Consider the following 12,862-nt stretch of genomic DNA (forward strand, 5'->3'; position numbering starts at 1 on the left):
TGGTTCCTCATAACCCTGCTTTCAGACTTGCTTCGATAAATTGGTCCAGGCTGCCGTCCAGCACCGCCTGCGTGTTACGGGTTTCAACACCGGTACGCAGGTCTTTGATGCGGGAGTCATCAAGGACGTAAGAACGGATCTGGCTGCCCCAGCCGATGTCGGATTTGTTATCTTCCATCGCCTGCTTCTCAGCATTTTTCTTTTGCATCTCCAGTTCATAAAGCTTCGCTTTCATCTGCTTCATGGCCTGGTCTTTGTTTTTATGCTGGGAACGGTCGTTCTGGCACTGTGTTACCAGCCCGGTCGGCAAGTGCGTAATACGCACTGCGGATTCTGTACGGTTAACGTGCTGACCGCCCGCACCGGAGGCGCGGTAAACGTCAATACGCAGATCGGCCGGATTGATTTCGATATCGATATCGTCCTTCACTTCCGGATAGACAAACGCGGAGCTGAAGGAGGTGTGACGACGGCCGCCGGAGTCAAACGGGCTCTTACGCACCAGGCGGTGAACGCCGGTTTCAGTACGCAGCCAGCCGTAGGCGTAATCGCCGATGATTTTAACGGTGACAGATTTCAGGCCTGCCACTTCGCCTTCAGACTCTTCGATGATCTCGGTCTTGAAGCCGCGGGCTTCCGCCCAACGCAGGTACATACGGGTCAGCATGCTGGCCCAGTCCTGGGCTTCTGTCCCGCCGGAACCGGCCTGAATATCCAGGTAGCAGTCAGCGCTGTCGTATTCACCGGAGAACATGCGACGGAATTCCAGCTGGGACAGCTTCTCTTCCAGCACGTCGAGTTCTGCCACGGCTTCGTTGAAGGTCTCTTCGTCGTCGGCCTCAACGGCCAGCTCCAGCAGCCCGGACACGTCATCCAGACCCTGCGCCATCTGATCCAGCGTATCGACGATAGCTTCCAGAGAGGAACGCTCTTTACCCAGCGCCTGTGCGCGTTCAGGTTCGTTCCAGACGTCCGGCTGTTCCAGCTCGGCGTTTACTTCTTCGAGACGCTCTTTCTTGGCATCGTAGTCAAAGATACCCCCTAAGAACGTCGGAGCGCTCCGTGAGGTCCTGAATGCGGTTTTTTACCGGATTAATTTCAAACATGGTCTGTTTTCTTTTATGGACTAGTCAAAATGCGGAGATAAGGGCGGAATTGTACCGGATTCACGCCCTGTTTTATAGCGGAATAGTGATGCTAAAGTGGCCAGATATGGTCGATGATGATTTGCAGCGTGCGGTTGCCGCGAAACTCGTTGATATCCAGTTTGTAGGCCAGTTCGACTTCGCGCACGCCGTTGTCCGGCCAGATGCTGGTATCGACGTTAAAGGCGATACCGTCCAGCAGCGGACCGCCGCCGACCGGCTCCACCATCACTTTCAGATGGCGTTCACCCACCAGCCGCTGTTGCAGCAGACGGAAACGACCATCGAACAGCGGCTCCGGGAACATCTGCCCCCACGGCCCGGCATCACGCAGCATTTGCGCCACCTCCATGGTCATTTCAGCAGGCGTTAACGGACCGTCGGAGACCACTTCCCCCCTGCAACAGGGCCGGATCAAGCCAGTCGGTGACCAGCTCGCTGAACAGGCGCTGGAACCGCTCGAACTTCGCCTCCTCCAGCGACAAGCCCGCCGCCATCGCGTGGCCGCCAAATTTGATCATCAGATCCGGGTGCAGCGTATGCAGACGCTCCAGCGCATCGCGCATATGCAGCCCCTGGATGGATCGGCCCGATCCTTTCAGCGTGCCGTCTCCGGCCGGCGCAAACGCAATCACCGGCCGGTGAAAACGCTCTTTGATGCGCGAGGCCAGGATCCCGACCACCCCCTGGTGCCACTCGGGGTGGTACATTGCCAGCCCGCCGGGCAGCGTCTCGCCGCTGCGCTCCAGCTTTTCGCACAGGATCAGGGCTTCGGCCTGCATCCCCTGCTCGATCTCTTTGCGGGTCTGGTTCAGGGCATCCAGCTCGTTGGCCAGCACGCGCGCTTCGCCGACGTTGTCGCACAGCAGCAACGCTACGCCCACCGACATATCATCCAGTCGCCCGGCGGCGTTGAGACGCGGACCGAGGGCAAAGCCCAGATCGCTGGCCGCCAGCCGCTGCTGCTCCCGGTTGGAGATCTCCAGCAGCGCCTTAATGCCCGGCCGGCATTTGCCCGCCCGAATGCGGTTTAAGCCCTGCCAGGTGAGAATGCGGTTATTGGCATCCAGCGGCACCACGTCCGCCACGGTGCCCAGCGCCACCAGATCGAGGTATTCAGCCAGATTGGGCGCGGCAATGCCCTGCGCCTCGAACCAGCCCTTATCCCTCAGCTTCGTGCGCAGCGCCAGCATCAGGTAGAAGGCCACGCCGACGCCCGCCAGCGCTTTCGACGGGAAGTCGCAGTCGCGCAGGTTGGGGTTGATGATCGCTTCCGCCGCCGGCAGCGTGTCGCCAGGCAGGTGGTGATCGGTGACCAGCACCGGGATCCCAAGCTCGTGCGCACGATCGACACCGGCATGGGATGAGATCCCATTGTCGACGGTGAGGATCATTTGCGCGCCGCGGGCGTGGGCCTGATCGACCACTTCCGGGCTCAGGCCGTAGCCATCCTCAAAGCGATTCGGCACCAGGTAGGAGACGTTATCGCACCCCATCGCCCGCAGGCTGAGCACGCTCAGCGCGGTACTGGTGGCGCCATCGGCATCGAAATCCCCCACCACGATGATGCGCGTCCCTTCCCTAAAAGCGTTGTACAGCAGCTCCGTGGCCGTATCGACGCCACTCAGCGCCTGCCAGGGCAGCATGCCTTTTACGCTTCGTTCAAGGTCGTCTGCCGTTTGCACGCCACGGCTGGCGTACAGTCGACGCAACAGGGGCGACAGCTCCGCGGGTAACGCGGCGCTGTCGTTCACTTCACGACGACGGAGTTGTATCGAAGATTTCACGCGAATTATTTACCGCCAAACTGTTTCTGGTGCGCGTCGAGGAACTCTTTCATCTCTTTCGGCCCCTGGTAACCCGGCACCACGTAGCCGTTGCTCAGGACGATGGCGGGCGTACCGGTCACGCCAAACTGCACGCCCAGCGCGTAGTGGTTGGCGATGTCGATATCGCAGGAGGCGGGCTGAATGCCTTTGCCGCTCATAGCGTCATCAAAGGCTTTGTTGCGATCTTTCGCACACCAGATGGCTTTCATGTCCTGCTCAGGCTGGCTCTGCACGCCCGCACGCGGGAAAGCAAGATAACGCACGGTAATCCCCAGCGCGTTGTAGTCTTTCATCTCTTCGTGCAGCTTGTGGCAGTAGCCGCAGGTGATGTCGGTGAAGACGGTGATGACATGCTTTTCCTGCGCCGCTTTGTAAACGATCATCTCTTTTTCCAGCGCGTTCAGGTTTTTCATCAGCATCTGGTTAGTGACGTTGACCGGCTGGGCGCCGCTCACATCGTACAGCGGCCCCTGCAGAAAGTGCTTACCGTCTTCGGTAACGTACAGCACGCCGCCGCTGGTCATCACGGTTTTCATCCCTGGGATCGGCGCAGGTTGGATCTCGCTCCCGGTAACGCCGAGCTTCGCCAGAGACTGTTTAATGGCCGCATCGTCAGCATGCGCCAGGCCAGATAATGAGGCTGCCAGCAGAGAGAACAGCACTAAAGACTTTTTCATATTGGTTCCTGTTACAAGTCATCACGCACGTGGGTGATGCTGTTGGTGTAGCTGCCGCAGGCGTTCCGTCGCGACATGCGTGTAGATTTGCGTCGTTGAAAGGTCACTGTGCCCAAGCAGCATCTGGACCACGCGCAGGTCGGCGCCGTGATTCAGAAGATGGGTCGCAAAAGCGTGACGCAGAACGTGCGGCGAAAGTTTTTCACTGTCGATACCCGCCAGTGTGGCGTAATGTTTGATGCGATGCCAGAAGGTTTGACGCGTCATCTGTTGCGCACGCTGGCTAGGAAACAGCACATCAATGGAGACACCGTTAAGCAACCACGGACGCCCATGCTGAAGATAGTTCTCCAGCCAGTACACCGCCTCTTCACCCAGCGGCACCAGACGCTCTTTGTTGCCTTTACCGATCACCCGCACCACGCCCTGACGCAGGCTGATATCGCTCATCGTCAGACCGACCAGCTCAGAGACGCGCAGTCCCGTCGCGTACAAGACCTCAAGCATCGCTTTATCGCGTAACTCCAGCGGTTGGTCAACCACCGGCGACTGTAATAATCTCTCAACTTGTGCTTCGCTGAGATCCTTCGGCAGACGCTGGGGCAGCTTGGGTGACGCCAGCACGGCGCTGGGATCGTCGGCGCGTAATTTCTCACGATACAGATGCTGGAACAGGCGTCGCATGGCGCTCAGCAGCCGCGCGGAGCTGGTGGCTTTATAGCCCCCCCTCCATACGCTCGGCAAGCAGCGCCTGCAGATCCCCGCTTTGGGCCGTGGCAAGCGAGAGATCGTGATGATGCAACCAGGCCACCAGCATCCCCAGATCGCGTCGGTAAGCGCTGAGGGTATTTTCGGCAAGATTCTTCTCCAGCCACAGCGCATCGAGAAACTGCTCGATGAGTGCGAGATCCTTTTCCACGTCAGCCTCTTTCGTTCTGCAATGGGTGCATTATGCCTGAATGCAGGTTGTTTCTGGTACACTACTCGCAAAGTCATAGCAAGTATTGAGACATTTTAGCGATGAATATTGGTCTGTTTTATGGTTCCAGCACCTGCTACACCGAGATGGCCGCAGAGAAAATTCGCGACATTATCGGTCCGGAACTGGTCACCCTGCATAATCTTAAAGACGACGCCCCGACGCTGATGGAGCAGTACGACGTGCTGATCCTCGGTATCCCGACCTGGGATTTCGGTGAGCTGCAGGAAGACTGGGAAGCCATCTGGGATAGTCTGGATGGCCTGCAGCTGGAAGGTAAAATTATCGCGCTGTACGGCATGGGCGATCAGTTGGGCTACGGCGAGTGGTTCCTCGACGCGCTGGGGATGCTGCACGACAAGCTGGCGCCAAAAGGCGTGACCTTCATCGGTTACTGGCCGACCGAAGGCTATGAGTTTACCAGCAAGAAACCGATCATTGCCGATGGCCAGCTGTTTGTCGGGCTGGCCCTTGATGAGACGAATCAATACGATCTGAGCGAGGAACGCCTGCAGAGCTGGTGCGAGCAGATCCTCGGCGAAATGGCGGAGCAGTTCAGTTAACCCGCTACCGCCCCTGCGTCGGTTGCTGCGAAAGCATCCGGCGCAGATCCCGCCACTCCCCTTCATCCATACTGTCTGCCGCCAGCCACAAATGCTGGTAGCGTTTTCCGTCGCCTTTACGTAACCGGAGCATCATCCCGGCATTTAACATCCACGGCGAGCCGACAATCTCCCACTCGCTGCCCTGCCAGTGCAGACGGGAGTCCATGAACAGTTTGATTTCGCCCTGGCGGGAATTAATGCGCCGTTGGCTGCGCACGCTGTCGAAAACCACCAGCGACAGTAAGATAAGCCATAACGGGGTGTAGCTCAGCGGCCACGGCATCAGCAGAATGCAGGCCGCAACCAGGCCGTGGAGCAAAAGAGACATCCACTGGGCGCGCCACGAGACGCGTAAATCAGATTGCCACAGGACCACGTTCCCGATTCCGTGTTTGAATTAAAAGCACCATTCGTTGCAGTTCGGCATCGGCAGGTTCGCCGTGATTCATCAACCAGTTAAATAAATCAGGATCGTCGTTCTCCAGCAGGCGGATGAAGAGCTGTTTGTCCTCATCGCTCAGGGTGTCGTATTCGTATTCGAAGAACGGCATGATGGAGATATCGAGTTCGCGCATACCGCGGCGGCATGCCCAATGAATGCGGGCTTTGTTAGTAATGTCCATGTGCATTTTCCTGCATAACGTTGAGTTCAGGCAGTGTTCCGTTCGTATCGGCTGAGAATGAGAATCTACCGGGAAGAAACGGCTCTTAGTGTAACGTGTTTTTTGCTGTTTCATTACTGGAATATTGCGTTGCAGGCGCACTCTTCCAGAAAAAACCACAACAAAAACGGGTGTTCATCCGTTTTGCGTCGCGTTACGCAGAACAGCGCGAGGGCACGAATAGCCTGTTGAAACCGCTTGCATTGGCTACAGTCTCTTTTACCATTAGGCATCAACAAAGCGTTATGCAATTCAGGACATCACTATGGCATTCACACCTTTTTCTCCGCGCCAGCCTGTCGCCTCTGCGCGTCTGCCGCTGACGCTTATGACTCTTGATGACTGGGCGCTGGCAACTCTCGTCGGCGCGGACAGCGAAAAGTACCTGCAGGGCCAGGTGACCGCTGACGTCAGTCAAATGACCGAACACCAACACCTGCTGGCCGCGCACTGCGATCCGAAAGGCAAGATGTGGAGCAACCTGCGCCTCTTCCGCCGCCAGGACGGTTTTGCCCTGATCGAACGCCGCAGCCTGCGCGATGCGCAGCTCGCCGAGCTGAAAAAATATGCGGTGTTCTCAAAAGTGACCATCGCCGCCGATGACGAGCTGGTGCTGCTGGGCGTAGCCGGGTTCCAGGCGCGCGCAGCGTTGAAAAACCTGTTCAGCGAACTGCCTGATGCCGAAAAACAGGTAACCCACGATGGTGCCACCTCGCTGCTGTGGTTTGAACACCCGGCGGAACGCTTCCTGCTGGTGACCGATGTTGCCACCGCAGAGCGCGTGACCCAGGCCCTGCGTGGCGAAGCCCAGCTGAATAACAGCCAGCAGTGGCTGTCGCTGAACATTGAAGCGGGCATCCCGGTTATCGACGCCGCCAACAGCGGGCAGTTTATTCCTCAGGCAACCAACCTGCAGGCGCTCGGCGGGATCAGCTTTAAAAAAGGCTGCTACACCGGCCAGGAGATGGTCGCCCGCGCGAAGTTCCGCGGTGCCAACAAACGCGCGCTGTGGTATCTGGCGGGCCAGGCCAGCCGTGTACCGGAAGCCGGCGAAGATCTGGAGCTGAAAATGGGTGAGAACTGGCGCCGGACCGGCACCGTGCTCGCCGCCGTTCAGCTCGATGATGGTCGTCTGCTGGTGCAGGCCGTTATGAACAATGACATGGAACCCGACAGCGTATTCCGCGTGCGTGAAGATGTGAATACCCTGAGCATCGAGCCGCTGCCGTATTCGCTGGAAGAGTGAATAAAAGCAAAACGGTAACCCTGGGGTTACCGTTTTTAATGTGTGCACCCTCTCCCTGTGGGTGTACGGTCCGGGGACATCATGAACACTTGTTCGGGGACATGGTAGACACTTACAACTAAGGCATAAGAACCCGTCTGTGGAGTCGCTTATGCCGTGGGATGCGAGAGATACCATGTCACTACGTACCGAGTTTGTATTGTTCGCCTCGCAGGACGGGGCGAACGTCCGCGCACTGTGCCGTCACTACGGCATCTCACCTGCCACCGGCTACAAGTGGCTTCGCCGCTGGGCTGAGGAAGGCGCTCCCGGTCTTCAGGACCGCCCCCGCATTCCTCATCATTCCCCGAACCGGTCGTCCGACGACATCACTGACCTGTTGCGTATGGCACATGTCCGTCACTAACGCTGGGGCGCGCGCAAGATCAAGCGCTGGCTGGAAGACCAGGGCCACCGCATGCCTGCCTTCAGCACCGTCCATAACCTGATGGCCCGCCATGGCCTGCTGCCGGGTGGTGCGCCAGGAGTGCCCGCAACAGGGCGCTTCGAACATTCGGCCCCCAACCAGCTCTGGCAGATGGACTTCAAGGGCCACTTTCCCTTTGGCGGCGGACGCTGCCATCCACTCACCCTGCTGGACGACCACTCCCGTTTTTCCCTGTGCCTGATGCACTGTCCCGATGAACGGCGTGAGACCGTGCAGCAGCAGCTGGTCGGGGTGTTTGAACGCTACGGCCTGCCGGACCGGATGACCATGGATAACGGCGCGCCCTGGGGCGACACCACCGGCATCTGGACGGCACTGGAGCTGTGGCTGATGCGTCAGGGGATCCGGGTGAGCCACTCGAGGCCTTACCATCCGCAGACCCAGGGCAAGCTGGAGCGTTTTCACCGCAGCCTGAAGGCGGAAGTCCTGCAGGGTAAGTGGTTCACGGACAGCGGTGAACTGCAGCGCGCCTTCGATCACTGGCGGACGGTCTATAACCTTGAACGCCCGCATGAGGCCTTGGGTATGGCGGTGCCGGCCTCCCGCTACCAGCCGTCTGCACGGCAGTACAGCGGCCACACAAGGCCACCGGAATACGACGAGGACGTGCAGGTCCGGAAGGTGGATATCAGCGGGAAGCTGACAATCCGCGGCGTCAGTCTGATGGCAGGCAAGGCGTTCAGGGGAGAGCGGGTTGGTCTGCGGGAAACGGCAGATGATGGAGGCTATGAGGTCTGGTGGTACAGCATGAAAGTGGGGGTGATCGACCTGAAGAAAAAGTCGATCACCATGGGTAAAGGATGTTAAAAAGTGTTCACCATGTCCCCGAACATCTGTCTACCATGTCCCCGGACCGTACAGTGGGAGAGGGCTGGGGTGAGGGCATCAGGCCGCACATCACCTTAAACGTACAAATAAATCGCCAGGAAATGGCACACGCTGCCTCCCAGCACAAACCCGTGCCAGATCGCGTGGTTATAGGGGATGCGCTTGCAGACGTAAAAAATCACCCCCAGCGAATAGACAATTCCGCCCACCGCCAGCAACGTCACCCCACCTGCCGCCAGTTTAACCGCCAGCTGATAGATCACAATCAGCGACAGCCAGCCCATGGTCAGATAGGTCACCAGCGACAGCATCTTAAAACGGTGCGCGATGGTCAGCTTGAACAGGATCCCCAGCAGCGCCAGGCCCCAGATAACAATCATCAGCCCGCGCGCCAGCGGTGAATCCAGCCCCACCAGCAAAAACGGCGTATAGGTCCCGGCAATCAGCAGATAGATGGCGCAGTGGTCGAATTTTTTCAGCCAGATCTTGGCCCGCTGATGCGGAATGGCATGGTAAAGGGTAGATGCCAGGAACAGCAGAATCATGCTTCCGCCGTACAGGCTGTAACTGGTTATCGCCAGCGCGCTGGCGTTGGTGTCGACCGCCTGAACCAGCAGCAATACCAGCCCGACGATGCCAAACACCAGGCCGACTCCGTGACTAATACTGTTGGCTATTTCCTCAGCCAGCGAATATCCCTGTGCGGTTAATGGTTTGCTAACCATAGAGAACTCCGGGAAAACATAAGTGAATACTGCATCGCTGACTATGCTAACTGAGAATGATTCCAGTGAACACCTGTTAGCTAAAATAAATATCATATAAATATTTATTTAATACAATCATATATTTGGATGATATTTTCAGCTAACGGGCGTTCCGATTTAAATCAAAGACATTTAAAATCAATGACATAAAACTGAGTCTGATTTGGGTAGATCTCCGCGATGACCCGCTTAAGTTCACCGAGGGTCATGTTCTCCTGCTGAGCATGTTTTTCGGTCAGCGTCTCCAGCGTCACGGTCGAGGTACCCGTCACCTCAATGGTGCAAAAATAGCCGTTGTCTTCGTAACGCCCCACCCGTAGCACATCGCCCGCTTTAAAGTGCGCCTCGCTCTCATCACGGATGGTGATGGTCTTACGCCCGGCCAGAATGTCATCCTGAAAGCGCTGAAAAAAAGTGATGTCGTTTGGCTGCATGTTATTATTCCCTGAAGATGAAGTCTGATGAGTGAGTTTAGCCCCTGTGAGCATGTTCTCCCATTCCGCCATTGCCAGTCTCAATAATCTGGAGATGATGGTTTACAACACCGTCATTAAAAACCGCGATCGGGTGATGTACATGACCATCCGCGAACTGGCGGATACGGCGGGGGTCTCTACCACCACCGTGCTACGCTTTTGCCGCAAGCTGAATTGCGATGGCTATTCTGAATTCCGCGTCCGTTTTAAGTTATATCTCGAACAAAACGAACCGCAGCAGGCCAATTTTGGTGCCAGCGAGATTATCAGTTTTTTCAAAAGCGTAAACAACGACGAATTTGATTCGCTATTAAATAACGCCGTCGATATTATTTTATCGTCGGAGCGCATTATATTTGTCGGCGCAGGCACCTCAGGTTCGCTGGCAAAATATGGTGCACGCTTCTTTTCCAATATTGGTAAATTCAGCAACCATATCGACGATCCTTATTTCCCGGTCACTAATGATATGGCGAAAAATGCGCTGGCGATTGTTCTCTCGGTCTCGGGCGAAACCGAAGAGATCCTGCGCTTCGCCAGCCAGTTCAGCCTGCATCACTGCAAGGTGCTCTCCATCACCAGCCACGAACATTCGCGGCTGGCGAAACTGGCGGACTTTAATCTCTCCTGGCACGTCCCGCAAACCCGTATCGCAGGCGTCTATGATATTACGACGCAAATCCCGGTGATTTATATTCTTGAATCCCTGGGGCGTAAACTGGCGAAGAAATTAACGGAATAAAACACCCTGTTTTTCATATGTAACATATTACAATTTCTGCGAATTGTTATATCGTGACTTTTTAATCCCCTTTGTTAGACTCAAAAACAGTCAGTAATAAATGAGATTAGCAAAGATGAAAAAACTCACCTTACCAAAAGACTTTTTATGGGGCGGCGCGGTTGCGGCGCATCAGGTTGAAGGCGGCTGGAACAAAGGCGGCAAAGGCCCGAGCATTTGTGACGTGCTGACCGGCGGCGCACACGGCGTGCCGCGTGAGATCACCCAGGAAGTGGTTGAGGGCAAATACTACCCGAACCATGAAGCCATCGACTTTCACGGCCACTATAAAGACGACATCAAGCTGTTTGCCGAGATGGGCTTCAAATGCTTCCGCACCTCCATCGCCTGGACCCGTATCTTCCCGAAAGGTGACGAAACCCAGCCGAACGAAGAGGGGCTGAAGTTCTACGATGACATGTTCGATGAGCTGCTGAAGTACAACATCGAGCCGGTGATCACCCTCTCCCACTTCGAAATGCCGCTGCACCTGGTGCAGGAGTACGGCGGCTGGACCAACCGTAAGGTGGTGGACTTCTTCGTTAAGTTCGCTGAAGTGGTGTTTGAGCGCTACAAGAGCAAGGTCAAATACTGGATGACCTTCAACGAGATCAACAACCAGCGTAACTGGCGCGCCCCGCTGTTCGGCTACTGCTGCTCCGGCGTGGTCTATACCGAGCATCAGAACCCGGAAGAGACCATGTATCAGGTGCTGCATCACCAGTTCGTGGCCAGCGCCCTGGCGGTGAAAGCCGCGCGTCGTATCAACCCGGAAATGAAAGTCGGCTGCATGCTGGCGATGGTGGCGCTCTATCCGTTCTCCTGCAAACCCGAAGACGTGATGTTTGCCCAGGAATCGATGCGTGAGCGCTATGTCTTTACCGACGTGCAGCTGCGCGGTTACTACCCGTCTTACGTGCTGAACGAATGGGAGCGCCGCGGTTTCACCATCAATATGGAAGCGGGCGACGAGCAGATCCTGCGTGAAGGCACCTGTGACTATCTGGGCTTCAGCTATTACATGACCAACGCGGTGAAAGCGGAAGGCGGTACTGGCGATGCGATCTCCGGCTTCGAAGGCAGCGTCCCGAACCCGCACGTGAAAGCATCGGACTGGGGCTGGCAGATCGACCCGGTGGGCCTGCGCTACGCCCTGTGCGAACTGTATGAGCGCTATCAGAAGCCGCTGTTTATCGTGGAAAACGGCTTCGGCGCTTACGATAAAGTGGAAGAAGACGGCAGCATCAACGATGACTACCGTATCGACTACCTCCGCGCCCACGTCGAAGAGATGATAAAAGCCGTTACTTACGATGGCGTGGACCTGATGGGCTACACCCCGTGGGGCTGCATCGACTGCGTGTCGTTCACCACCGGTCAGTACAGCAAACGCTACGGCTTTATCTACGTGAACAAGCACGACGACGGCACCGGCGACATGTCCCGTTCGCGCAAGAAGAGCTTTGAGTGGTACAAAGCCGTTATCGCCAGCAACGGCGAGAAACTTTAACTCTGTAACGCCGGGTGGCGGCTTCGCCTTACCCGGCCTACAAATGATACGGGTGGGATTACTTCCCGCCCGCTAACTCAATAAAACTGCCCGTCACGTACGACGCCTTCTCGCTCAGCAGCCAGACAATCGCCTGCGCCACCTCTTCAGGCTGGCCGCCACGCTGCATCGGCAGCATCGACTTCACCCGATCCACGCGTCCTGGCTCCCCGCCGGAGGCATGAATTTCGGTGTAGATCAGCCCCGGACGGACGCAGTTAACCCGGATGCCCTGCGCCGCCACCTCCAGCGATAACCCGGTTGTCAGTGAATCCACCGCGCCTTTGGAGGCCGCGTAATCCACATACTCCCCCGGCGCACCCAGTCGCGATGCCGCGGACGAGACGTTCACAATCGCCCCGCCTTTCCCGCCATGCTTCAGCGCCATGCGTTTCACCGCTTCACGGCAGCAGAGGAAATACCCGGTTACGTTGGTGGCCAGCACCCGGTTAATGCGCTCGGCAGAGAGATTTTCGATGGTGCTCTGCTCGAACAGGATGCCGGCGTTGTTAACCAGCGCGGTAAGGGGCTCGCCTTCACGGTCGAGGCTATCGAACATCGCCATGACCTGGGCTTCGTCGCTGATATCCGCCCGCACGGCAAAGGCCCTGCCGCCCTCTTCCGTAATCTGCGCGATCACATCGGTTGCGGCTTTGATGTTGTGGTGATAATTCACCGCCACGGTATAGCCTTCGCGTGCCAGCTGCAGCGCGGTCGCTTTGCCAATTCCGCGACTGGCGCCGGTTACAAGTGCGATTGCCATTCACTACCTCCAGATAAAAAAAAGCCGGGTGGCGCTGACGCTTACCCGGCCTACAGATTATGTTATAG

The 12,862-nt window shown here is 57.0% G+C and carries 11 protein-coding genes and 3 pseudogenes; 5 read left to right on the forward strand and 9 right to left on the reverse strand.

Annotated features, from left to right (window positions below; translation table 11 throughout):
* Positions 1-7: 7 nt before the first annotated feature.
* From prfB to xerD, 4 genes and pseudogenes are all read right to left on the reverse strand, one after another.
* A protein-coding gene (gene prfB, locus AAHB66_RS19140) for a peptide chain release factor 2 (protein ID WP_333853859.1) occupies positions 8-1,106 on the reverse strand; the annotation gives its coding sequence in 2 pieces (ribosomal slippage) (positions 8-1,030 and positions 1,032-1,106; 1,098 coding nt in all).
* 91 nt (positions 1,107-1,197) lie between these two features.
* Positions 1,198-2,932, reverse strand: a pseudogene (gene recJ, locus AAHB66_RS19145) (single-stranded-DNA-specific exonuclease RecJ).
* 5 nt (positions 2,933-2,937) lie between these two features.
* On the reverse strand, positions 2,938-3,651 hold the full coding sequence (dsbC, locus tag AAHB66_RS19150; RefSeq protein WP_347114093.1) for a bifunctional protein-disulfide isomerase/oxidoreductase DsbC: 714 nt from the start codon (positions 3,649-3,651) through the stop codon (positions 2,938-2,940).
* Between the two features lie 21 nt (positions 3,652-3,672).
* Positions 3,673-4,570: pseudogene (gene xerD / locus AAHB66_RS19155) on the reverse strand (site-specific tyrosine recombinase XerD).
* 101 nt (positions 4,571-4,671) lie between these two features.
* Between xerD and fldB the strand changes: the two are divergent.
* The gene (gene fldB, locus AAHB66_RS19160; protein WP_347114094.1) at positions 4,672-5,193 is read left to right on the forward strand and encodes a flavodoxin FldB; all 522 of its coding nucleotides are present in this window, start codon (positions 4,672-4,674) and stop codon (positions 5,191-5,193) included.
* A 4-nt stretch (positions 5,194-5,197) separates the two neighbouring features.
* On the opposite strand, the gene AAHB66_RS19165 is transcribed toward fldB, so the two are convergent.
* Both AAHB66_RS19165 and sdhE read right to left on the reverse strand, forming a co-directional pair.
* Entirely contained in the window at positions 5,198-5,611 is a 414-nt protein-coding gene (locus tag AAHB66_RS19165) for a protein YgfX (protein ID WP_347114095.1), read from the reverse strand.
* Positions 5,592-5,858 carry an FAD assembly factor SdhE gene (gene sdhE, locus AAHB66_RS19170; protein ID WP_142487010.1) on the reverse strand — a complete coding sequence of 89 codons (267 nt, stop codon included), beginning with the start codon at positions 5,856-5,858 and terminating at the stop codon, positions 5,592-5,594. The genes AAHB66_RS19165 and sdhE overlap by 20 nt, the downstream gene beginning before the upstream one ends.
* 304 nt (positions 5,859-6,162) lie before the next feature.
* Here sdhE and ygfZ point away from each other — a divergent pair, with 304 nt between their 5' ends.
* Both ygfZ and AAHB66_RS19180 read left to right on the forward strand, forming a co-directional pair.
* The gene (ygfZ, locus tag AAHB66_RS19175; protein WP_347114097.1) at positions 6,163-7,143 is read left to right on the forward strand and encodes a tRNA-modifying protein YgfZ; all 981 of its coding nucleotides are present in this window, start codon (positions 6,163-6,165) and stop codon (positions 7,141-7,143) included.
* Positions 7,144-7,282: 139 nt separating this feature from the next.
* A pseudogene (locus AAHB66_RS19180) lies at positions 7,283-8,434 on the forward strand (IS481 family transposase); the annotation flags it as partial.
* 98 nt (positions 8,435-8,532) lie between these two features.
* On the opposite strand, the gene AAHB66_RS19185 reads toward AAHB66_RS19180, so the two are convergent.
* Positions 8,533-9,183: a hemolysin III family protein gene (locus AAHB66_RS19185; RefSeq protein ID WP_347114098.1), complete on the reverse strand. Its 651-nt coding sequence runs from the start codon at positions 9,181-9,183 to the stop codon at positions 8,533-8,535.
* A gap of 164 nt (positions 9,184-9,347) precedes the next feature.
* Entirely contained in the window at positions 9,348-9,659 is a 312-nt protein-coding gene (gene yqfB, locus AAHB66_RS19190; RefSeq protein WP_347114099.1) for a N(4)-acetylcytidine aminohydrolase, read from the reverse strand.
* 52 nt (positions 9,660-9,711) lie between these two features.
* Between yqfB and AAHB66_RS19195 the strand changes: the two genes are divergently transcribed.
* Both AAHB66_RS19195 and bglA read left to right on the forward strand, forming a co-directional pair.
* On the forward strand, positions 9,712-10,443 hold the full coding sequence (locus AAHB66_RS19195; RefSeq protein ID WP_347116521.1) for a MurR/RpiR family transcriptional regulator: 732 nt from the start codon (positions 9,712-9,714) through the stop codon (positions 10,441-10,443).
* Between the two features lie 115 nt (positions 10,444-10,558).
* Positions 10,559-11,992 carry a 6-phospho-beta-glucosidase BglA gene (bglA, locus tag AAHB66_RS19200; protein WP_347114100.1) on the forward strand — a complete coding sequence of 478 codons (1,434 nt, stop codon included), beginning with the start codon at positions 10,559-10,561 and terminating at the stop codon, positions 11,990-11,992.
* Between the two features lie 58 nt (positions 11,993-12,050).
* On the opposite strand, the gene AAHB66_RS19205 is transcribed toward bglA, so the two are convergent.
* On the reverse strand, positions 12,051-12,794 hold the full coding sequence (locus AAHB66_RS19205; RefSeq protein WP_347114101.1) for an SDR family oxidoreductase: 744 nt from the start codon (positions 12,792-12,794) through the stop codon (positions 12,051-12,053).
* Between the last annotated feature and the right edge of the window lie 68 nt (positions 12,795-12,862).

The sequence above is a fragment of the Leclercia sp. S52 genome (assembly GCF_039727615.1).
GTDB lineage: Bacteria > Pseudomonadota > Gammaproteobacteria > Enterobacterales > Enterobacteriaceae > Enterobacter > Enterobacter adecarboxylatus_B.